The sequence below is a fragment of the Hyphomicrobium denitrificans ATCC 51888 genome, assembly GCF_000143145.1.
In the GTDB taxonomy this organism is placed as follows: domain Bacteria; phylum Pseudomonadota; class Alphaproteobacteria; order Rhizobiales; family Hyphomicrobiaceae; genus Hyphomicrobium_B; species Hyphomicrobium_B denitrificans.
Genome location: NC_014313.1, coordinates 417416 through 439773, shown reverse-complemented (window position 1 = coordinate 439773; position 22358 = coordinate 417416). Strand labels below are relative to the sequence as shown.

The 22358-nt window shown below is 62.4% G+C and carries 19 protein-coding genes and 1 tRNA gene; 10 read left to right on the top strand and 10 right to left on the bottom strand.

What is annotated here, in order from left to right; genetic code table 11:
- Window positions 1–158: 158 nt before the first annotated feature.
- Window positions 159–248 (bottom strand) — tRNA-Ser (locus HDEN_RS02080).
- Between the two features lie 151 nt (window positions 249–399).
- Here HDEN_RS02080 and HDEN_RS02075 point away from each other — a divergent pair.
- Together HDEN_RS02075 and msrA are read left to right on the top strand one after the other, a co-directional pair.
- Window positions 400–897, top strand: a complete 498-nt coding sequence (locus HDEN_RS02075) for a hypothetical protein (protein ID WP_013214465.1) — start codon at window positions 400–402, stop codon at window positions 895–897.
- A 115-nt stretch (window positions 898–1012) separates the two neighbouring features.
- A complete protein-coding gene (gene msrA / locus HDEN_RS02070) occupies window positions 1013–1660 on the top strand; it encodes a peptide-methionine (S)-S-oxide reductase MsrA (RefSeq protein WP_013214464.1) in 648 nt (215 codons plus the stop codon).
- Between the two features lie 41 nt (window positions 1661–1701).
- On the opposite strand, the gene mepA is transcribed toward msrA, so the two are convergent.
- Window positions 1702–3177, bottom strand: a complete 1476-nt coding sequence (gene mepA / locus HDEN_RS02065; protein ID WP_013214463.1) for a penicillin-insensitive murein endopeptidase — start codon at window positions 3175–3177, stop codon at window positions 1702–1704.
- 225 nt (window positions 3178–3402) lie between these two features.
- On the opposite strand from mepA, the gene HDEN_RS02060 reads away from it, so the two are divergent.
- Together HDEN_RS02060 and HDEN_RS02055 are read left to right on the top strand one after the other, a co-directional pair.
- Entirely contained in the window at window positions 3403–4053 is a 651-nt protein-coding gene (locus tag HDEN_RS02060; RefSeq protein ID WP_013214462.1) for an alpha/beta family hydrolase, read from the top strand.
- A 125-nt stretch (window positions 4054–4178) separates the two neighbouring features.
- Entirely contained in the window at window positions 4179–5831 is a 1653-nt protein-coding gene (locus HDEN_RS02055; protein WP_013214461.1) for a lysine--tRNA ligase, read from the top strand.
- A gap of 15 nt (window positions 5832–5846) precedes the next feature.
- On the opposite strand, the gene HDEN_RS02050 is transcribed toward HDEN_RS02055, so the two are convergent.
- Window positions 5847–7652, bottom strand: coding sequence for a DUF262 domain-containing protein (locus tag HDEN_RS02050; RefSeq protein WP_013214460.1), 1806 nt, complete (start codon window positions 7650–7652; stop codon window positions 5847–5849).
- Between the two features lie 161 nt (window positions 7653–7813).
- Here HDEN_RS02050 and HDEN_RS02045 point away from each other — a divergent pair, with 161 nt between their 5' ends.
- The 4 genes from HDEN_RS02045 to pdeM are packed head-to-tail and all read left to right on the top strand — an operon-like array spanning window position 7814 to window position 12551.
- Complete coding sequence (locus HDEN_RS02045; protein WP_013214459.1) at window positions 7814–8167, top strand: DUF952 domain-containing protein; 354 nt, start codon at window positions 7814–7816, stop codon at window positions 8165–8167.
- Entirely contained in the window at window positions 8161–9249 is a 1089-nt protein-coding gene (locus HDEN_RS02040) for a quinone-dependent dihydroorotate dehydrogenase (protein WP_013214458.1), read from the top strand. The genes HDEN_RS02045 and HDEN_RS02040 overlap by 7 nt, the downstream gene beginning before the upstream one ends.
- A gap of 31 nt (window positions 9250–9280) precedes the next feature.
- Window positions 9281–11863: a ligase-associated DNA damage response DEXH box helicase gene (locus HDEN_RS02035; protein ID WP_013214457.1), complete on the top strand. Its 2583-nt coding sequence runs from the start codon at window positions 9281–9283 to the stop codon at window positions 11861–11863.
- Window positions 11829–12551, top strand: a complete 723-nt coding sequence (pdeM, locus tag HDEN_RS02030) for a ligase-associated DNA damage response endonuclease PdeM (RefSeq protein WP_013214456.1) — start codon at window positions 11829–11831, stop codon at window positions 12549–12551. Before HDEN_RS02035 ends, pdeM begins: the two co-directional genes overlap by 35 nt.
- A gap of 4 nt (window positions 12552–12555) precedes the next feature.
- Here the strand turns inward: pdeM and HDEN_RS02025 are convergent, their stop codons facing one another.
- From HDEN_RS02025 to HDEN_RS02015, 3 genes are all read right to left on the bottom strand, one after another.
- On the bottom strand, window positions 12556–13350 hold the full coding sequence (locus HDEN_RS02025) for a TIGR02186 family protein (protein WP_013214455.1): 795 nt from the start codon (window positions 13348–13350) through the stop codon (window positions 12556–12558).
- Window positions 13350–14273 (bottom strand): sulfite exporter TauE/SafE family protein, encoded by a 924-nt coding sequence (locus HDEN_RS02020; RefSeq protein WP_013214454.1) that lies wholly within the window; start codon window positions 14271–14273, stop codon window positions 13350–13352. The genes HDEN_RS02025 and HDEN_RS02020 overlap by 1 nt, the downstream gene beginning before the upstream one ends.
- Before the next feature lie 182 nt (window positions 14274–14455).
- The gene (locus HDEN_RS02015) at window positions 14456–17074 is read right to left on the bottom strand and encodes a tetratricopeptide repeat protein (protein ID WP_013214453.1); all 2619 of its coding nucleotides are present in this window, start codon (window positions 17072–17074) and stop codon (window positions 14456–14458) included.
- 352 nt (window positions 17075–17426) lie between these two features.
- On the opposite strand from HDEN_RS02015, the gene HDEN_RS02010 reads away from it, so the two are divergent.
- Window positions 17427–17945 carry a hypothetical protein gene (locus HDEN_RS02010; RefSeq protein WP_013214452.1) on the top strand — a complete coding sequence of 173 codons (519 nt, stop codon included), beginning with the start codon at window positions 17427–17429 and terminating at the stop codon, window positions 17943–17945.
- An 11-nt stretch (window positions 17946–17956) separates the two neighbouring features.
- Here the strand turns inward: HDEN_RS02010 and pip are convergent, their stop codons facing one another.
- From pip to HDEN_RS01995, 3 genes are all read right to left on the bottom strand, one after another.
- Complete coding sequence (gene pip, locus HDEN_RS02005; protein ID WP_013214451.1) at window positions 17957–18922, bottom strand: prolyl aminopeptidase; 966 nt, start codon at window positions 18920–18922, stop codon at window positions 17957–17959.
- A 161-nt stretch (window positions 18923–19083) separates the two neighbouring features.
- Complete coding sequence (locus tag HDEN_RS02000; protein ID WP_013214450.1) at window positions 19084–20919, bottom strand: solute symporter family protein; 1836 nt, start codon at window positions 20917–20919, stop codon at window positions 19084–19086.
- Window positions 20920–20928: 9 nt separating this feature from the next.
- Complete coding sequence (locus HDEN_RS01995; protein WP_041921501.1) at window positions 20929–21189, bottom strand: DUF4212 domain-containing protein; 261 nt, start codon at window positions 21187–21189, stop codon at window positions 20929–20931.
- 281 nt (window positions 21190–21470) lie between these two features.
- Here HDEN_RS01995 and mscL point away from each other — a divergent pair, with 281 nt between their 5' ends.
- The gene (gene mscL, locus HDEN_RS01990; protein WP_342446782.1) at window positions 21471–21851 is read left to right on the top strand and encodes a large-conductance mechanosensitive channel protein MscL; all 381 of its coding nucleotides are present in this window, start codon (window positions 21471–21473) and stop codon (window positions 21849–21851) included.
- A 67-nt stretch (window positions 21852–21918) separates the two neighbouring features.
- Here the strand turns inward: mscL and HDEN_RS01985 are convergent, their stop codons facing one another.
- On the bottom strand, window positions 21919–22200 hold the full coding sequence (locus HDEN_RS01985; RefSeq protein ID WP_013214447.1) for a hypothetical protein: 282 nt from the start codon (window positions 22198–22200) through the stop codon (window positions 21919–21921).
- Between the last annotated feature and the right edge of the window lie 158 nt (window positions 22201–22358).

Here is a 22358-nt window from a genome sequence, read left to right as displayed (position 1 = left end):
GACGAATGTGCTCGACGTTGAGCAAGCTCACCCGCAGTGGCTGTTGGTACATGATGATACGACGGGCAAATCGTTGCCTACATGCGGCGCGAATTATGGACCGGCTTGTAGCCCAATTCCGGGATGATTTCAGAAAAACTACTGAAATCATAAACCTATGGCGGAGAGAGTGGGATTCGAACCCACGAGACCCTTACGAGCCTACACGCGTTCCAGGCGTGCGCCTTCAACCACTCGGCCATCTCTCCGCGGCGCACTAGCTAGGCGGCGCGCACTATACGCATCGAGGCTCCCAGCGCAACGTGTGACTGACAGGTTCCTGACATCCCGTGCCTGTGTCTCTTGACCGCGCTCCCGCCGAGCCACAAAAAAGCACGGGTAATTAAGCAAACGGGCTCCATGACCAGTTCGCAGCTCCTCAAAACGCTCGCCGTTTTATCGATTTCATGTGTTGCAGCTGCCGTCTGGCTCTGGCACGCGACCGGCGAACCGCCGAATCACTGGCTGTTCCGGATCGCCGGGCTGGCGTTCTTCGCAGCCTTGATCATCGCGATCGTAAGCCCTGACACGCGACCTAGAATATTGATGCGATTTCTCGCGGCTCTCTTCGCATTGTTCGCCCTGATCTCGTTCGCCTCCGATATTTCACGCCCGGCCGTCGACGGCCAGGGTCCGGGCACGATGTCCCTGTTGCAGCATTTGCAGTCGCTCGCGCCGACGTTCGTCGCCGCGCTCCAGCGCACGATCGAGAATGCGACCGGGGCATTCGTTTGGGACCCGCTGCTCACGTCGTTTCTGTCGCTCCCGGCTTGGCTGCTGTTTCTGCTGTTCGCCGTTGGAGCCGGGTTTCTGGGGCGGCCAAGGCGGCGCGTCCGCATATTCGTCAACGACTACTGATAGGATCGACCTGCCGCACCCCGGCTGACGGCAGAATTGTCCCGCCCCTGCAACGTTCTTGCTCTGAGCGCCGTATACAGGTCGCAACGTTTCAAGAAGAAAAAGGAGCAAATCCATGTTCGCCAAAAGCCGCGCCGCCATGCCGACGCCTGAGACCGCTCTGCGCGGCAGGTCAGCGCCGATCTTGCCCGCCTCCGCTGAGCATTATCTGTTCTCGCGCCCTCTTCATGGGCCCTATCCCGAGGGGCTCGAAGTTGCGATCTTTGGACTCGGATGCTTCTGGGGCGCCGAGAGGCTGTTCTGGCAGCTCGGAGACGGAATCTGGATCACCGCGGTAGGTTATGCCGGAGGCTTCACCGAAAATCCGACCTACGAGGAGGTCTGCTCCGGCCATAGCGGCCACACGGAAGTTGTCGTCGTTGTATACGACCCGAAAGTGCTCCCCTACGAGCGCCTGCTGAAGACGTTCTGGGAAGCGCACGACCCGACGCAGGGTTTTCGCCAGGGCAACGACGTCGGCACCCAATACCGCTCGGCGATCTACACGACGACACCCGGCCAGCTCGAAGCCGCCCGCGCCTCCGAGCAGGCCTATGCAAAAGCCATTGCCGCCAAGGGCTACGGTCCGATCACGACGGAGATCAAAAGCGCTGGTCCCGTGTATCTGGCCGAGGACTATCACCAGCAATATCTGGCGAAGGTCCCGCACGGGTACTGCGGCCTGGCCGGCACCGGCGTCACTTGCCCGTCGCCGAACGCCTGATATTTACCGGAAGGCATCTCGATAACCCGCCGCCGGGACGGTCACTTCGTCTCGGCGGTAGTTGTCTTTTTGACATGCGGCCGGAGCGCCGGATGCGCCGCGGCCGCTGACGCTGGAACAATCGCGAGACCGGCCGACCGTGCGAACGCCGCACGCGCCGCTGCCGCTTTTGCCAGAACCTGATGCACGGCGACCCTCGACATCAGCGCTTCTTTCGGAACTGGCACCGGGTCCGGATCGGCGGCAAGAAGTGCGCGGCACTCCGGCGGCAGATCCGCGAGCATGATCGGAGGCGCCGGCGGACGCACGCTGACACTCTGCGGCGGCTTCGGGATGGGGGGCGACATCGACGGCTTCGCCGGGATCACCTTCGACAGCCACTGATCGACTTCTTTCCCGCAGCCATCGTCGCCTGTCGGAGGCGGCTGCGGCTTGCATCCGGCAAAGTCCGCCGGGCATTTGATGCGCATATGGAAATGATAGTAATGCCCGTAGAACGGCCGCACTTTTCCGAGCCACTGCCGGTCCGTTCCGGCCGCCGTGCACAGCGCCTTCTTGATCGCCGGATGCACGAAGATGCGCTCGACTTCCGGATATGACGCGGCGCGCTTGATCAGCGACACTTGCTTGTCCGTAAACACCTTCGGATCGACGGCGACGCCCGTGTCATCGAGCATCGAGGTCGCATTGAGCGTCTCACGCTCTTTACGCGTCAACCGCCGCTTCGGCATCGGCGTCAGCCAGATGTCGGCATCGAGACCGACCTGATGGCTCGCATGACCCGTGATCATCGGACCGCCGCGCGGCTGAGCGATGTCGCCGACCAGAAGACCCGGCCAGCCGTCCTGCTTCTGCGCGTCGTCGGCAAATGTCTTGATCAGGGAAATGAGCTGCGGATGGCCCCAGTTGCGATTGCGCGACAAGCGCATCTCCTGCCAGGCCGGCCCATCGATCGGCAGAGCTTCCGCGCCGGACAGACAACCGCGTGAATAATAGCCGATCGCGCGCGCAGCCAGCGGCGCCGGTTTTTTCACAACGCCGAACAGCTTTTTCGCGCCGACGAATTCCGGCCATTTTGGCGCCGCGCCACCGGCCTTGAGGCTCGCCGTGATCGACGTGCTGGTTCCCGCGATCGGCTCCGTCGTGAGCGTAATCGTTCGTGCGGTGGAACTTTCGGGCGGAGGCGACCCAGTGGTCACATCCTTCGCAGCCGCGTCGCTGTCGGGCTCCGTTGCGCCGCCGCCCTCTGCATCCGAGGAGCCATCCGCCGCTTGCGTCAGAAAACCGTTGCCGGGTGCGAACGCAGGCAGTTTGTGTTCGCCGCTCGCTGGAGCCGCTTTCGGATCAGGGCTCGGCTTCGCCAGGGCTGGCTGCCCGTCTTTCGCGTTCGATTGCGGATCGGGCTGCGTGGGTTCGGCATAAGCAGGAGCGACCGGCGACAGGCGAGCTGCCCCGGCAAGGAATAATCCAGCCAGACTTAGCGCGAAAAACAGCGCGAATAGCCTCACGGCCCTCATGCCCAATCCCGCTTTTGCGTAAGACCAGTCCCCTTATACTCCATAGTCGGGCAAAAATCCGACCTGCAATCCAGAAACGCCTCAATGCGGCGCGGGCGTGCCCCAAAAACCGGCGTTGGCAAACCAGATCAGCGCATTAAACAGCGCTGACGAGTGAACAACCAGTGTTCAATTTCAGAAGTTCCCTCGCTATGAAGCAGGCCCGATTGAGCGAAAGGATCAACTCTGACATTTTCCATTGAAACCGGCCCCGCCGCAGCCCGCAATCGCCTTATCCTCGCGCACGGCGCGGGAGCTGGCGTCGAGTCGCCATTCTTTGCCAGCATCATGGAGCTTCTGGCGGCGCGCGGCATCGCGACGACCGGCTTCGAATTCGGCTACATGTCGGCACGCCGCACCGGCGGCTCGAAGCGCCCGCCGCCGAAAGCCGAAGCATTGACGGCGCAGTATCGCGACACCGTCCACGTCCTGACGAAAAACTGGAAAAAATCGAAACCCCTCATCGGCGGAAAGTCGTTAGGCGGCAGAGTCGCAAGCCTGATCGCCGACGAGCTTTATGCCGAGGGAAAAATCTCCGGCCTGGTCTGCCTCGGCTATCCGTTTCATCCGCCGCACATGCCCGAAAAGCTGCGCACGGCCCATCTCGAAACGCTGAAATGTCCGGCGCTCATCGTCCAGGGCGAACGCGATCCGTTCGGCAACCGCGCCGAGGTCGAAGCCTTGCCGCTATCGAAAAGCATCAAGCTGGTCTGGATGAACGACGGCGACCACGATTTCGGCCCGCGCGGGCGTTCCGGCTTCACGCGCAAAGGCAATCTCGCGGAAGCGGCGGACGCCGTTGCGGCATTTATCTCGAGCCTGCCGCAGCCGCGTTGACGCAATCACGCGTGCAACCTACGGTGCGCGCCTAGCCAGCCAGCCAGCCCGCCGGAGGCGGCTCCATGTCCTCCGCCCGCTTATATTTCTCAAGCCGTTCAGAAAAATAAAGATAGCCGCCGCAAATGACCTCCCTTGCCTTCACCGCCGAACAAGCCGCCGCCAGCGAAGCCTCGAAGGCATGGCCGTTCGAAGAAGCCCGGCGGCTGATCAAGCGGCTCGAACGGCTTCCGGGCGGCGCCGACAAGACGGTCCTGTTCGAAACCGGCTACGGACCCTCCGGCCTGCCGCACATCGGCACCTTCGGCGAGGTCGCGCGCACGACGATGGTCCGCCGCGCCTTCGAGCTTCTGACCGAAGGCAAGCGCAAGACGCGTCTGCTTTGCTTTTCCGATGACATGGACGGCATGCGCAAGATTCCGGAGACCGTACCGGACAAGAAGGCGCTGGAACCCTACATCCAGATGCCGCTGACCAAGGTGCCCAATCCCTTCGGCGGCGAGTATCCGAGCTTCGGCGACCACAACAACGCGATGCTCCGCCGGTTCCTCGACACCTTCGGCTTCGATTACGAATTCGCGAGCGCGACCGAATACTACAAGGCCGGCCGCTTCGACGAAGTGCTCCTCCGCGCCGTCGAACGCTACGACGACATCATGGCCGTGATGCTGCCGACGCTCGGCGCCGAACGCCAGGCGAGCTACAGCCCGTTTCTTCCGATCTCGCCGACGAGCGGCCACGTGCTTTACGTGCCGATGAAGGAAGTCGACGCCAAGGCCGGCACGATCACCTTCACCGACGAGGACGGCCGCGACGTGACGCTCCCCGTCACCGGCGGCCACGTGAAGCTGCAATGGAAGCCCGACTTCGGTATGCGGTGGGCCGCGCTCGGCGTTGACTTCGAGATGTTCGGCAAGGACCACCAGACGAACGCCCCGATCTACGACCGGATTTGCGAAATCCTCGGCGGCGTCGCGCCTCAGCATTACGTCTACGAACTCTTCCTCGACGAGAACGGCGAGAAGATTTCGAAGTCCAAGGGCAACGGCATCACCATCGACCAGTGGCTGACGTATGCTTCTCCGGAAAGCCTCGCGCTCTTCATGTTCCAGAAGCCGAGAAGCGCCAAGAAGCTCTACTTCGACGTCATCCCGCGCGCCGTCGACGAATACCTGCAGTTCCTTTCCGCCTATCCGAAGCAGGATGGAAAACAGCAGCTCGACAATCCGGTCTGGCACATCCATGCGGCTCAGCCGCCGAAGCCGGAGCTACCGATCACTTTCGGCCTGCTCTTGAATCTGGTGTCGGTCTCGCACGCCCACAGCAAGGACGTGCTCTGGGGCTTCCTTGCGCGCTATGCGCCGGGCGCGACGCCCGAGAATAATCCGATCCTCGATCGCCTCGCAGGCTATGCGATCCGCTACTACGAGGACTTCGTCAAACCGACGAAGAAGTTCCGCGCGCCTGACGAGGTCGAAATCGCGGCGCTGCAAAGCCTCGATTCAACGCTCGCAGCGCTACCGGCGGGCTCGGACGGCGACACCATCCAGAACGCGCTGCTCGATGTTGGCCGCGCTATCCCGCGATACCAGGACCCGACCAAGGTCAGCCCCAGCGGCGGCCCGGGCGTGAAGCTCGACTGGTTCCAGGCCATCTACGAAATTCTGCTCGGACAGGAGCGCGGGCCGCGCCTCGGGACGTTCGTCGCGCTTTATGGAATTCCCGAAACGCGCGCCCTGATCGCCAAAGCACTCAGCGGTTCCCTCGCAACTGCTTGATCGCGTTACGTCGGATCAAGCGGCGGGCGGCATCGGCTTCTTCTGATCTTCGACCGGCGCGAGGTTTCGCGAAGACGGACGTTGCGATTTGAGATCGACCCGCCAGATTTTTTCGATCAGCGCGATCAGCCGCTGCTCGCGCGCCTCGATCTCAGGCCGCCGCCAGTCGCGTTCGCCAAGAACATCGCGTGTGACTGCAAGTAACGGTGCATTGCCCACGGAAATCGTGCCGTAGATTTCCTTCTTCTCCGCCCACGACGCGTTGCGCGCCCGGTCGTTCTCCTGCTGCGTGATGAGAACGAGGTTGCCGAGACAGTCGACGAGCTCGGCGCGCGCTTCGGCGCTCGGAACGCTCTGCCGCCACGCGCTCGACGCCGACGGCCGCTGCGGCAGGACATGCTCGATCGTATAAAGATCGGGATCGGTCATGGTCGCGGCATCGCCCATCTCATCGCTGAGACGCATCAGCAGCAGGCGGCAGATCTTCGGATTGCGCTTATGAAGATCCCTGAGATGGAATGCGATGCTGCGGACTTCATCCCGTGACATTTGCAGAGCGGGATGCGTCTCGTCGATCGGCTCTTCCGAGCGAATGACCTTGATCAGCTCCGCAAAACGGCGCGTTCGTTTGCCTGAGCCCGCGCAAAGCATTCGCGTGAGCATCGCCAAGCGCTCGATTTCGGCGAGCAGGAACGCCGCCCGATCCGGATTGCTCGTCCACTGCTTGAGCGCAAGGATCGCGGCGGGCGCCCAGTCCGCATCCGGCAGACGGTTCAAATACCGGAGCAGCCTCGGCATGTCGCCGGGAAGCACGTTGTCTCCCTCGTTGCGGACCAGAGCGTAGGCCTTGGCGTAGGGAACGAAAACGTCCCTGAAAAATGCTTCCGAACCTCCCGCATCGCGGATCACCCGCCGCACACCGGTAACGATCGGCAGTCGCGCGTACCCAAAAATCGTTCGAAGGTGTCCGAAAAACGCCTCGAAATCCTCGCCCATCGCGAGGCTCAGTTCGTCCCACGTCCGCGCAGCCCACCCGACATCTCCGGTCGTCATCCGGCTCAAGATGTCCGATTTCAGAATGTCGTCGCGTTGCAGTTTTTTGCCGCGCTCATTGAGGACGACGAACATCTGGTGCGAGCGATCGATGTCGGTCCCGACGATGACGACGACATAGCAGCGATCCGCGATGAAATCGGCAAGCGCCTTGCGCGCGGCCCTCGGCATATCCGCCAGCACCGCGCGAAACCGATCGCGGACCTCGATCAGCGTCGCTTCCGCATGCGAGATCGGCAGCACGTCCGGCGGCAGAACCGACTTGCCCAAGCGTAAAATATTGTTCTCGAAGCTCGCGCGCTCGCGTCCCGCCAAGTGCAGCCGGAACCGCTCGGTACGGCGAAATCTCGAGCCTTGCTGCGCCAGAAGCATGCCTTGAACGCGTTTGATCAAGGCCGTCCGCGGTCCGACCTCGAGATCGCGCAGCACCGCCAGCAGCGTCATCAGCGTGACCACACGCTGCTGACCGTCGATGACACCGAATTCGCGCGGCGACATCCGGGGCGACAGCTTGGTCGTCAGAACGCCCGGCTCGTCCATCAACACGACGGCGCCCAAAAAATAGTCGCGATCGGGCACACCTTCGAACCCGATGCCCGCGGCTTCCATCAAATCGTCGAGCAGTTGTTCTGCTTGTTCACGGCCCCAGGAATATGGGCGTTGAAATATCGGAATATTGAGAAGGTAAGGACCGGACAGAAGCTCGGAAATACTGAGAGATGCCGTTGGATACACGGATACTTCGACCTTTTCGTCTGGCGCGCGCACGAGCCGGACCTCGATCCTGCGTGTTCATGTGTCGCGCCATTCGCTAAACCCGGTTGTGCAGATATCCGATCGTGATACCAACGATCGCGAACAACCGCTACTCCCGTTCACGTCACAAAATATGGTTCACGTGACACGCAGCGTCAAAGTCGTTCTTTTGAATGAAACAGATCGTCTACAAAATCGCCACAGTCGTTGACTGGCGACAAGCGGTGACCGACGGATTTTACGCCGGCTCGGCCGACGATGTCCGCGACGGCTTCATCCACCTCTCGTCGAAGTCCCAGCTCTCTGGAACTTTAGAGAAGCATTTCAGCGGAAAAACGGATCTCGTTCTGGTAGCGTTCGAGGAACAAAAACTAGACCCGCACCTTAAATGGGAAGCATCCCGCGGCGGTGCGCTCTTCCCGCATTATTACGGTCGCCTTGCCGTCGCGAGCGCGTCGTGGGAACGCAAACTGGAAATGGGCCCCTCCGGCTCGCACATTATTCAGGACGAATGGTTCGTATGCTGAACACGCTTTATCGGTTCGCTCGGCCCGCCCTGTTCGCGCTCGATCCGGAAGACGCGCACGAAGCAACCATCAAGGCGCTCGAACGCGGCCTGCATCCGCGTTCGCTTGGCGCGGATGACGACGTGCTCCGTCAAAAGGTGTTCGGCTTGGAATTCCCGAACCCGATCGGCGTTGCCGCAGGCTACGACAAGGATGCGCGCGCCGCCGACGCCGTGCTCGCGATGGGCTGCGGGTTCGCCGAGATCGGCACCGTGACGCCGCGACCGCAACCGGGAAATCCGAAGCCACGCGTCTTCCGCCTCGTCGGCGACCGCGCCCTGATCAACAGCCTCGGCTTCAACAATGGCGGACATGCCGCTGCGCTGGCGCGACTTGAAGCGCGCAAGGGCAAGGGCGGCATCGTCGCCGTCAACATCGGAGCCAACAAAGACAGCACCGACCGTCCGGGCGACTATGCGAAAGGCATCGAGACATTCTCGAATGTCGCGAGCTACTTCACGGTAAATATTTCCTCGCCCAACACGCCGGGGCTGCGCGATCTGCAAGCGCCCGCCGCGCTCGACGAACTGCTTTCGCGCGTCATGAACGCCAGAGACCGCGCCGTCTCGCAGGGCGTCCCGCGACGGCCGATCGTCGTGAAAATCGCACCCGATGTCGCGCAAGACGACATCGCCCCGATTTGCGATCGCCTCGTCGCGCACGCCGTCGACGGCATCGCGGTCTCGAACACGACCCTGTCGCGCGACGGACTGACCGACGCTCAATCCACGAAATCCGGAGGTCTCTCCGGACGCCCGCTGTTCCGCCGCTCGACCGTCATGCTCGCCCGCGTCTTCGAACAAACCGGCGGCAGAATTCCACTGATCGGTATCGGCGGCATCGACAGCGGCGAGACGGCGCTCGAAAAAATCGAGGCCGGCGCGACGCTGCTGCAGGTCTATACCGGATTGGTCTATGCCGGACCCGGCCTCATCGGCGAAATCAAATCGCATCTTGCGCGTGACGCGCGCCGCCGCGGCTATTCGGACATCGGCGCATTGCGCGGTACCAAAGCCAAACAATGGGCCGCCTTGTCATTGTAAACTGAGGCGCGCGTTTCCACCTCGGAGCATGATGCTCACGACGCCAAAGAAAGCCGGACGCAAGCGACAGCCACCCGCGCCGAAAAAGCCGGTGCTGCGGCCCGAAATTGCCGCGTGGTTTTCACGCCGTGGCTGGCAGCCGCGCGCACACCAGCTGGCGCTCCTCGATTCCGCGCGGCAGCGGCAATCGACACTCCTGATCGCCCCGACTGGCGCGGGCAAGACGCTTGCCGGATTTCTGCCGAGCCTCGTCGCACTCGGCGGCGAGAAGCGGCCGCGCTCCGGAGCCGGACTGTTCACACTCTACATTTCTCCGCTCAAAGCCCTCGCCACCGACGTCGAACGCAACCTGATCGAGCCCATCGCTGAAATGGGCCTGAATATCCGCACCGAGACGCGCACCGGCGACACCTCGGCTGCGCGCCGCCAGCGCCAGCGCGTCAAACCTCCACAGATCATGCTGACGACTCCGGAGCAGGTCGCGCTCCTTCTCAGCCACCCCGACGCGCCGCATCTGTTTGCTGATCTCGACACGGTCATCCTCGACGAATTGCACGCCCTCGCGCCGTCGAAGCGTGGCGATCTTCTGGCCCTCGATCTCGCGCGGCTTCGAACGCTCGCACCGAACATGCGCACCGTTGGATTGTCCGCCACCGTGGCACGTCCAAGCGAACTTCGCGGCTACCTCGTTCCCCAGACCGCTCCCGACAGCATGACGCTGCTCTCCGAACTGGTCACCGTCGAAGGCGGCGCCAAGCCCGAGATCAGCATCCTCGAGGTCGAGGATGAAATTCCCTGGTCCGGACATACGGCGCGCTACGCGATGCAGGAAGTGTACGATGCGATCCGTGCTCACAAGCTGACGCTCGTCTTCGTTAACGCACGCCTGCAGGCCGAGGTCGCGTTTCAGGAGCTGTGGCGCATCAACGACGACAATCTACCGATCGGACTGCATCACGGATCACTCGAAGCGCCCCAGCGTCGAAAAGTCGAAGCCGCGATGGCGGCAGGAAAACTGCGCGCTGTCGTCGCGACCTCGACGCTCGATCTCGGCATCGACTGGGGCGACGTCGATCTCGTCATTCACCTCGGCGCACCGAAAGGCGCGAGCCGTTTCCTGCAACGCATCGGCCGCTCCAACCACCGCATGGACGAGCCATCGCGCGGCCTTCTGGTTCCCGGCAACCGCTTCGAGGTTCTCGAATGCCGCGCGGCGCAGCAGGCCGCCGAGGAAGGCGCACAGGACGCCATTCTCTCGCGCTCCGGAACTCTCGACGTTCTCGCGCAGCATGTTTTGGGCATGGCCTGCGAAGCGCCGTTCGATCCCGACGTGCTTTTCAACGAGGTCCGATCCGCCCTTCCCTACGCGGACCTCACCCGGCAGCAGTTCGATCGCGCCGTCGAATTCGTCTCGACCGGCGGCTATGCACTGAAATCCTACGAACGCTTCGCGAAGCTACGGCGCGAACCGGACGGCAAGCTCCGCGTCTCCAATCCGCGCGTCGCGCAGCAATATCGCCTGAACGTCGGAACGATTGTCGACTCCCCGATGCTCAAGGTCCGCCTCGTCTCCGCGCGCCGAGCAAAAAGCCGGACGGCGATCGGCGGCCGCGTGCTCGGCGAGGTCGACGAGTATTTCGCCGAGCAGTTGCCGCCGGGCGCAACCTTCGTCTTCGCGGGCGAAGTCCTTCGCTTCGAAGGCATGCGCGACACCGAAGTGTTCGTATCGCGCGCCTCGTCCGAAGACCCGATGGTGCCGAGCTACGGCGGCAACAAGTTCCCGCTCTCGACGCATCTCGCCGCGCGCGTGCGAGCGATGCTCGCCAACCCGAAGGATTGGCCCAGTCTGCCGCCCGCCGTCGGACAATGGCTGACGCTGCAAAGCGAACGCTCCGTGCTCCCCGCAACGGACGAAGTGCTCATCGAAACATTTCCGCGATCCGGCCGCCATTTTCTGGTGGCCTATCCGTTCGAAGGCCGCCTCGCGCATCAAACGCTCGGCATGCTTCTGACGCGGCGGCTCGATCGCGCCGGACTTCATCCGCTCGGCTTCGTCGCCAACGACTACGCGTTGGGTCTCTGGACGCAAGGCGATCTCTCCGCACACATTGCCGACGGCCGTCTGTCGCTCGCCGACCTCTTCGATGAAGACATGCTCGGCGACGACCTCGACGCCTGGCTCGCCGAAAGCAATCTGATGAAGCGAACGTTCCGCCTCGCCGCCGTCATCGCCGGACTGATCGAGCGGCGGCATCCCGGCAAGGTCAAATCCGGGCGTCAGGTCACGATGTCGACCGACCTGATCTATGATGTCCTGCGCCGTCACGATCCCGGCCACCTGCTGCTCGAAGCGGCCTGGGCGGACGCGGCCACGGGGTTGCTGGACATCCGGCGGCTCGGCGACTTTCTTGCCCGCATCAAGAACCGAATCAGGCATCAATCTCTGTCACGAGTGTCGCCGCTGTGTTTTCCGGTGCTGCTCGAGATCGGCCGCGAGGCCGTTGCCGGCCACGCTCGTGACGCATTGCTGCGCGAAGCCGCCGAGGCGCTCGCCGAAGAGGCGATGGGGACATCTGAGAATGGGCATTCTGAAGCCGGAACGCATCGGACTTGACGACTTCGCGGATCAACCCGTTTCGATCTGCGGCAAGTCCTTTCTCGCGCACAAGTCCGGCGCACTCTACTGGCCGGCGGAACGTGCACTGATCGTCGCCGACCTGCACCTCGAAAAAGGTTCGGCATTCGCGGCGCATGGTCAGATGCTGCCGCCCTACGACACGCGCGAGACCTTGATGAAGCTCGCCGCGATGATCGATCACTACAATCCCGAAACGGTCATCGCTCTCGGCGACAGCCTGCACGATCCCGACGGCGCCGCGCGCATGGACCAGAGCGACGTCGAAAGCCTGCACATGCTGCAGGAAGATCGCGACTGGATCTGGATCACCGGCAATCACGATCCCAAGATCGATCGCATGCTTGCGGGTTATGTCCTGCCGGAAATCGTCGTCGAAGGGATCGCGCTTCGCCACGAGCCGCGCCCCGGCACCGTCACGCACGAAATCGCCGGGCACTTCCATCCGGCCGCCCGGCTCGTCATGCGCGGCACCTCGCTCCGCCGCCCCTGCTTCGTCGGCAACGGCCTCAGGCTCGTCATGCCCGCGTTCGGCGCTTACACCGGCGGCCTCAACATTCTCGATCTCGCGTTCGAGCCGCTGTTCGGTCTAGATGGACTTGCCGTTTGGATGCTCGGGCACGAAGGTCTTTATCCCGTCGCCCCGCGCCTCTTGCGCGACGACTGATCCGCTACGCCCCGCGCGGGAAGGCGAACGCGGCTGCAAGCCCGGCGACCGCGGCCATCGCGACCGTCAGCAGCCCGTATGAAAACGGCTTGTTCAGCGCGAACTCGTGAATGAACCGCTCCACGCCTTCGCGCTGAAGCATGACGCGGCTTTTCGTTTGTCCGAGAAGCTTGCCGTCTTTGAACAGATAAACGCTCGTGGTCAGCAGCGCGACCGGCACGTTCGGCGGCAACGCGATGGTTGCACGAAACAAGCTCCGCCCGACGAACGAAACCCCGAAATCCGATTTGACGTAAAGCCGCTCCTCCGATTTGAGATGGATGAGCGCTTTCTTGAAGCTCTCGACCTCCTCGGGATCGAGCTGCGTGTTCCATGACGTATGCGCCGGGACCATGCGGATGTGATCGAACCCGATACCGTTCGCATCGAGGATTTTGGGATTCGCGATCTCATCGACCGGCCGCGTCGAGACGATCGCATAATAGCTCGGAACCGGCATGAACCGTAGCGACGACGTATTGATCCACAGCCCGCCGACACGCGACTTCTTCCGCACGACGGCCGGAGCACCCACGCCCTCGACGACCGCAACGATGTCGTAGGTTCCGGCTTCCGGACTCGGCTGCACGCTGTTTTCGACCGTGCCGAACAACAGAATTTCCGTTCCGGTGAAGCTCGACGTGATCGCAACCTGCCGTGTCGACGCGTCCGCCTCGACGCTCTCCTGAGTGTCGCGCGCATGCCCAACGCTGGCAAAACTCAGAAGTCCAGCAAGGATGACAAAGGCTCGCACGCGCATCACGACCCCTTCAGCGACCCAAGTGAAAAGAGCTCATTCGGCGTTGCGACGAGATCATACGCGATACGCGCCACGACAAAGAGCACGAGCAAGCCGAGAAGAATGCGCATCTGATCGCCCCTCAGCTTCTCGCTCGCGACGGTGCCGAATTGCGCACCGACGACGCCGCCGACGAGCAGAATGGCGGCCAGAACGATGTCGACCGTCTGGTTCTGCCAGGCATGCAACAGCGTCGCGAACGCCGCCACGAATACGATCTGGAATAGCGACGTGCCGACGACGACGCTGGTCGGCATACGCAGGATGTAGATCATCGCCGGAATATAGATGAACCCGCCGCCGATCCCCATGATCGCCGAAATGAAGCCGATGAACGCGCCGATGACGATCGGCGGCACGACGCTGATGTAAAGCTTCGAGCGCTGAAAGCGCATCTTGAAGGGCAGCCGGTCCACCCAACTGTGCTGCCCCGACTTGCGCGGCGAAGCCACGCCCGTCGTCTGCACTTGCCGCCACGAATTGATCCCCTCGATCAACGTCAGCGTTCCGACAACGCCAAGAAATGTGACGTAGGTCAGCGAGACCGTCAGCTCGAACAGGCCAGCCTTGCGCAGCAGGCGGACGACTTCAACGCCGACAGCGGTGCCGGCAAAACCCGCCACCAGCATCACCAGCGCCATTTTGACGTCGACGTTGTTGCGGCGGTAGTGCACGACGGCGCCCGAGACCGACGACGCCACCACATGCGCGTTGCACGTCGCTACCGCCACGGCCGGCGGGACGCCGAGGAATGTCAGCAACGGCGTCATCAGAAATCCGCCGCCGACGCCGAAAAGACCGGAAATGAACCCGACGGCAACTCCGAGCACCAGAAAAACGGCGACGGATACCGACATTTCAGCAATCGGCAGATAAAGGGACATTGATCAGGTCTGAATGGCGAGAGCTAGCGTTCCGAAAGGCTCCGGATTGGCGCGTATAAGGGACACCAAAGCGCCGCGCACCGCAAGCGCTCAAAAGCGACGCACAAAGGTGGCAGCGCATGCTGACATCGTGTCTCGCCGACAGGCAGACTGGCGGCGAGCCCAATCATGCCCGGCTGCCGTCAGCCCGCGATGCTCTTCGTCGGATTTTTCTTCCATTCCTCACCGGCGAGACGGGCATCGTTGACCTTGCGGTCGACCGGAACCGCCCGCCATTCACCGATCATGCGCTCGGCTTCGCTAAGCTCACTGGCCGACAGCTTGCTGCGCAGAATGCCTTGCCGTCGCACGGCGTCGGCATCCTTGTCCTGTGCCGCCAATGAGATCCACATGTAGGCTTGCTTCAGGTCCTTGGTGACGCCAAGGCCGTTTTCATAAAGGATCGCGAGATTGAACTGGCTGTCTGCAAGGCCGCGCTTGGCAGCCTGCTCGAACCATTGTGCCGCGGTGGTATAGTCCGGCGCGTTGTCGCTCTGATTGGCGCTCAGCACCGCGAGATTATGCATCGCCTTGACGTTGCCCTTGGCGGCGGCGCGCTTGTACCACGCTTGCGCCTGCGCACGGTCGGCCTTCATTCCAAGACCGCGCTCATAGAAAGTTCCGAGACGATACTGAGCCGGCGCGAGATCCTGATCGGCCGCGCGGCGATACCATTTCGCCGCTTCCTTGAAATCCTGCGGCGTACCTTTGCCTTCCGCGAGGCGCGCGCCGACTTCAAACTCAGCCGATGCATCGCCGTTGGCTGCGGCAAGACGCAGCGACAGCGGGCCGACCGTCGCCGCCGGCAATTCAAAACGCGTCGATCCGGTTACGTCGCGCGACGGAGTGGCTGCAGCGGGCACGCCCTCGGTTTCGGCTTCCGTCGGAACCATGGAAGCAGGCACGAACGCCGCATTACTATTCTGCGAAGCCGCATCGCCGAGCTTGCCCGACAGCGCCGCCATGGCCTGATGCCGTTGCGCCTGCTGCATGCTGGCTTCAGTCGCCGGACTGTTGAGATCGACGGCAACGCCGAGCATCGACACGTCTGTATTTACAGTACCAGTGCCGCCTGGCATCAGCTGGCCCTGCTGGTCCTTATGCGCTCCGCCATCAGGCGATTGCGCATCATTGCCCTTCTGGTCCGTTGCCTTCGCACCCGATCCCGATTTGCCATCGTCGTTCGCCGCGGCCGGCGAACCCGAAGACGAGGTCTCCGCGACCGGCGCCGGATTATCCGACCCGACAGTGAACCACAGTCCGCCCAACGCCAGAACGGCTGCAACGGCGAGCACGATCAAACGCGGCGACGGTCCCGACGGGCCGGAAGCTTTGGAGCGCGCAGGCGTCGGCCGGATCGGCTTGCTGCCTTGCGAACCGCGCACCGCGTCGGGCGACGACATCGTAAACGTATCGGAATGCATCGGCGACGTGACGACGATGTCATCGTCTCCCGCCGACGACAGGCGCATTTTTGCGCGGCGTGCTTCCGCGACGAAATCCTGCCGCAGCTTCTCGTTCTTGCGAACACCGGGCTCAATGGTGGCTTCCTGCGCGAACGGATCGGCCGCACGCGCGTGTGCTGAAGGCGCCGCCTCGGATGGAATTTGCGGTTCGATTTCATCGCTGAAATCGAGCGGATCGTGGTCGCTCTCGAGCGAATGGAACGAACCCTCAGGAAGCGGCGGCGGTGCCGCGAAATCCTCAAACGACGCCGCCGGAATCGGCGCCGCATTGCGCTGCGCGAGTTCGATTTCATCGACGCGATCCAGAAGTCGAATCATCGCCTGCTGCAGCGTATCGAGCAGCGCCGAAGTGTTTTCTCCGCCGCTGCGATTTTCTTCCATCATCCGCTCGATCAGCGGACGCAGTTCTTCGGCAGCCTCGTGCGAAGCCGGCGCCATCCCCTGCAACCGCAGCGCAGTCTGTTCGGCAGCGGCCCGTGCGATGGCTTCGACGTCAAGGCCGGCTCCCGGCAACGACGTTGCAGCCAGCACGCCGGAGAGCGGCGCATCGGGCCCGCCCGACAACGTCTGCGTGATCGCAGCAAGTTGCTCTTCGATGGCGCTGAGACGCGCCAGCTGATCCTGCGTCTGGACGAGATGATTGACCACCTCGCTCACGTGTTCTTCGATCAGCCGCACGGAATCGAGATCGGCGCGCGTCGCAACGCCTTCGAGCATGCTGCCGAAGCGCTGCTCGAACTGATCGAGCCGTTCGCCGATCTGATGAAATCCGCGATCGGGCTTGATTTCCTCCAGCGATCGCTCGATGTCCTGCGCGATTTCGGCAAACCGCGCTTCGAACCACGCCTGATCGACAGCCGTCTGAGGACGCGACGACGGCGTCGCATAAGCGGCTTGCGCGGTTTCCGCGCTTTTGTGCGCCTGCGCTTCATAGACATGCGTCAGCGCTTCCGCGTTGCGCTGATCCCAGGCGCTGGCGTCCGTCTCCGCGGCATCCGAGTCATTGGCCTTCGCGAGCCGTTTCGCAAGCTCGGCGACGCCTTGCTCGATGTGCTCGAAGGTCGGTGCGTACTGCTCGGGAATATGCTCGCGCAGCACCTCGGCCTCCCGGCCCATGATCGCGATGCGGTCCTGCATTTCGCCCAGCGTTTCGGAATGGCGGCGCGTCGCGTCCGAAAGCTGCGCCGCAATCGCATCGACCAGCGCCTTCAGCTCGCTGTGCTCTTCCTCATGCTCCGAGGACTCGTGCCCAGCGCCGCTGAACGTGTTGGATGGATCGAATTCTGGACTCGGCATGTTCCCCTCGAAGCGGCGCGGCGTTGCCGGTCCGGCACGACCAGGGCGTTCAATCCGCGGGGCACGTTGGAGGTCGTCCGTGCCGCGTAAAAAACGCGATCGTTGGCGGACGCAGCACTGTTCACTTCGACGAGCCTTGCAGGAGGGCAGTAAATAGCCCGTTAAGATGTATGGAAAATCGAGAAAACGTACATATTTTCAGGCACTAAGGGCGGCTCGCCATCCGCTTCCTCGGGCGCATTTTGGCTCGAAAGCGTGATATCCCGAGGTGATTCGTTCCAAGGGCCGCAGCTGGATGTGCCACACTCATCGGGTATCAGATGGCCAGACATGAAGAAGGAGGACGGTTCGGATGCGCAAAACGATAGTCTGGGGCGCAACGCTTGCGGCACTCGCTTTGACGGGTGCGGCCGTCGCCGATACCGCGGACAATGCCGGCCGCTTTACGATGTCGCCGGTCGATGGCGGCTTCCTGCGCCTCGATAAGGAAACCGGCGCAGTCGCGATGTGCGCGCGCTCCGGGACGGCATGGGCGTGCGCGCCGGTCGAAGATCGCACGCCTGCCGCGGCAGCAGCGGACGTCACCAAGCTCGAACGCGAGAACCGCGATCTCAAGGACCGCGTCAAGGCGCTCGAAGAATCTCTGGAAACGAAAGTTCCGCTCGAAGGACCACCAGGCGGAAAGGCGGAGCTGCCGACGGAGCAGGAAATCGATCAGGCGCTCGACTATCTGGAGCGCGTTTACAAAAAGGTCCGCGATCGCGTGAAGGACCTCGACAAGCCTCTACCGCCGCCACCTGCCGACGCGACGCCGCCGCCTCTCGATGCTCCGCCGCACGCCGACGCACCACCGTCGAAAGGATCGCTATAAGCTCGCCGCTTCTAGTAGCCGGATGAAAACTGCCGCGTCGCGCGAATGAGTTCGTGCACAAGTCCGGGCTCCGTCATCGCGTGTCCGGCATCGGTCGCGACGCGCAATTCTGAATCGGCCCACGCTTGATGTAGAAGCACCGCGCTTTTGATCGGCGTCACGACGTCATAGCGGCCGTGCGCGATAATCCCCGGAATACCCTTGAGGCGCGCAGCATTGAACAGCAGCTCGCCATCGCGGCGAAAAAAACCGCCGTTGACGAAATAATGGCTTTCGATCCGCGCGAACGCGACCGCATACGCATCGGCGCTGAACCGCGCGACGCGATCAGGCTCCGGCACGAGCGACAGCGTCGTACCTTCCCAGATGCTCCAGGCGCGCGCCGCCGCCATCACGGTGGCGGGATCGTCGGAATTTAAGCGCCGATGATACGCCGCGATCATGTCGTGACGCTCGTCGTGAGGAATCCGGCGCTGGAATTCCGCGAAGGCCTCGGGGAAAATCCAGCTGCACCCGTCCTGATAAAACCAGCGCAGCTCCGCCTTCGTGCTGAGGAAAATCCCGCGCAGGATCAGCGCGCTCACTCGTTCCGGATAGGTTTCGGCATAGGCGAGCGCGAGCGTCGATCCCCACGACCCGCCGAAAAGCTGCCAGCGATCGATACCGAATTCCTGCCGAATGCGCTCGATGTCTTCGACCAGATCCTGCGTCGTGTTGTTTTCGATCGACGCGTTCGGAGTGGATTGACCGCATCCGCGCTGATCGAACAGCACGATCCTATAGCGATCGGGATTGTGAAACCTGCGCATCGTCGGATTGCTGCCGCCGCCAGGACCACCGTGCACGATGAGCACCGGTTGACCATTCGGATTTCCGCATTCCTCGACGTAGAGGGTATGTCCGCCGCCGACTCCGAGACGATGTTCCCGATATGGAAAGATCGGCGGATAGAGATCGAGCCGGTCCCGAATGGTCATATTCTCGCAGCTTTCAATTTGCGCTGTGCAGCGCGCGTTATCTCCGCCGGCACAGTCGCGGCAGGCTTATTGGGTGTCGCGTTTCTCGTAACGTGCCGATGGCTCGCTCCGAACTCGAAACGCAACGCCTCAACAAGCATTAAGCACTTGCCCGTAGGGCTTCAAGTCCGCGCGTGTTTTCGAAGCTGCAAACGCTGCATCTGACGGTCATAAATGATCTCGCCGCCGGGAACGCGAATGTCGCGCACGATTTCCAGCGCATGACGCGACGCACCCGGACGCAAAATGCTGATGCCGATCGCGGCTGCAAACGAGAGCGGCAAACCTAAAATGCCGGCGATTGGACTTGGCACGCCGAGCGCGCCGACTTCGCTGAGCAGAATAGCGAAGGCCGCCGCGCCAAATCCCGTCACCAGCCCCGCAACGGCAGCATTCGCCGTCAGCCGTTTCCACCACACCGACAAGATCATGACGGGAAACAGGCTGGCCCCTGTGATGGATAGAGCCCAAAGCACCAGCCGCAGCGGATCTGTCGGCGCAATCATCGCCAAGATCGCACCGCACGCAGCGACGACGCCGACAAAACCTCGTGTGATCCACACACGCGCTTGCGGCGCAACAGGCTCCCACGACATGCCTTGAACGACATCCTCGCCGAGGATCGCCGCAAGCGAAACCGTCGTCGAACTCGCCGCGACCAGCACCGCGGCGAGCGCCCCTGCAAGAAGGACGTAGTAAAATGCCTGCGGCAGTCCCGTCGCGATCGGCAGCGCGAACAAGACGCCGTCGCGATCGAACTTCAGTCCGCTGAAGCCAAGCCGCGTCACTGTTTGATCAAAAGAAACGAGATGAACCGCCGCCGCGTCGAACAGCCATTTCGGCAGCGGGCCGAGCCGCTCGCTGACCACCGCCTCCAGCGCGACGTCGCGCATGAATACGGCGACCGACGAGATTGTGAGCAGCGCCAAGCCGGAAAACACCGTCGCCCACCCGAGCGCCTTGCGCGCGTCGTAAACGCTCGGCGACGCAGCAACGCGCGGCAGCAACCAGGGCGCGGTGCTGATCCCGGTCGCAATCGCGAACGTACCGATCGCGAAACCGAAGGTTCCGACAGAGCCGAAAGGTTGCGTATAAGGCTTGACCAGAGCCGCAAATCCTTCGCCCGGAAAATCGAACGCCAGCGGCCAGACCTTGATCAGCTGAAGGCCTTCGTTGATTTCGTTGCGCACGAGCCCGCGCACCATCGGACCATTGGCGAGCTGCGGGATCGGCAGGTTGGTCACGATCACGCTGACCGTCGTCGCAACGCCGAGCAACGCCAGAAACAACGCGATCGATTGTGCGACGCCCGCCCACGTCAACGACCGCTTGCCGCCGGCCGCAGTCGTAATCGCGATGGCGAACGCCAGCACGCACACGATCAGATTTGGATTGAGACCGATCAGACGCGACGCCACTCCGGCGCCGATGTGCAGCTCTGCCGAAAGAACGAGAAGCATCGGCACGGCGACGACGACAGCGGCGACGATCCTGAGTGCGCGGCTTTCGAAACGGCCGCCGAGATAGCTCGGCACCGTGAACGCGCCGAATTTGCGATAGAAGGGCGCGAGCACGATCGCCATCACGACGAAACCGGTCAGTATCCCCATCAGAAGAACGACGGCATCGAAACCAGCGAAAAAGAACGCCCCCGTTCCGGCGACGACCAGCGTGCCGCCGAGCGACGACGCCGCGAGCAGAAGCCCCGTATAGGCCGCGGGCACACGTCGCCCGGCGGCAAAATAGTTCAGCGCATCATTCGATCCGACAGAAAGCCCGATCCCGGCAAAGATGAGGATCGGCACGGCGAAAAACGCGGCTTGCAGCAGCGCTTCGCTAAGTCTGAGCTGCTCGAAAATCAGGACGAGCAGAAACAACGCCGTGAACAGCGCCGCAAAAATGCTGAAGTAAATTCCAAGGCGAGGATTGACCACTCGCGCGCGAGCACCGAACGCCATGCCTGCCCCTCACATCTCTTCGTGGGCGCCGTGCCAGTGATCGATCGCGTTCTGCCGGTTGACGTAGCTCGCCACCGTCACGACGGCGATTGCGAAGAACCCATGCGCCGCGAGGAAGTAGCCGAGCGGGAATCCGAAGAACCGGCTGGCGTTCAGCTGGTCGGCGTACAGCGGCAGCACGATGACGATGGCGAGAAACGGGATCAGGCTCGCCAGAACCTGCCACTTCGTATGCCGCCAGTAAGGCTTGCGCTCTTTGCGTTCAATCATGTTGCTTGTCCCCCGGGCGGCGTCACCACCGCTAATTGAGATTATGCCCGCCAGTATGACCGTTTGTCCAACCGCGACGATCCGGCGCCCAACGAGCATCCCTTTGCGGCTCCAAAGTCATTCCCTAAAATTGGGGCGCGATTCGAGAAGGGAATGTCGAATTCGTTCTAGGCCGTAACTCAAGAGGCTCTTGCGACGACGGGATGGGCCGATCGCATAAGCCTTTGCGGCTGTTTCAGTAAGCCCCCCGGAATGGACCACAAAGGATATCTTGCATGAAAATCGTGGACGAATTCAAAGAATTTGCGATGCGCGGCAACGTCATAGACCTTGCCATCGGCGTGATCATGGGCGCGGCCTTCGCGCCTATCGTCTCGACGCTCGTCGAAAACATCATCATGCCGCCGATCGGATACATGCTCGCCGGTATCGACTTTTCGAGCCTCGCCGTCGGCATCCCGACGCCCACCGATCCGGTTCTGATCAAGTACGGCGTTTTCCTCAACGCGCTGATCAAGTTTCTCATCACGGCGTTCGCGATCTTCCTGCTCGTCAAGGCTATCAACCGAATGCAGAAGCCGAAGAGCGCGACCGCACCGGCGCCGACGCAAACCGAACTCTATCTGAAGGAAATCCGCGACCTTCTCGCCAGCAAGAAATAAACGGACGCCGCGCAGTGTCGCGCATCGCAAATCTGCCGGCGTTCGCCAACCGCGAGCCCGGCAGTTTTCATTTGCGAATGGTCACCTCTTGGCTGACCCATCCACTGACACTGAGACTGATCGGCGATTTTGTTTGCCCGGCCGCCGTACGGTTGGCTTCCAACTGATCGATGCGCGACGAGAGATCGTCGGCGGAGGACTTGTCGCCGCCCGAAGGCGCGGACACGGAACTGGAGGGGATTGAAGTATCGAGCGCACGCGTATGAGCGTCGTCAGCAGCAACCCCGCCGCTGGCGAGAATCGAACCCACGACCATGGCCAAGCCGAAAATGCGCGCTTGCAGCCGCATGCTTCCCCCACGACATTCGACGGCAGCCTTAACCGAGGGCTGAACCGATTCAATCACTGTATCGTAAAGCCAGATTTTGGTGACAAACAGGCCAGTCAGGGAAAAGCGTGGATAGCCACGCGGCGGAATTGACGGCCTTGGTCCAAGGTTTGCGCGTG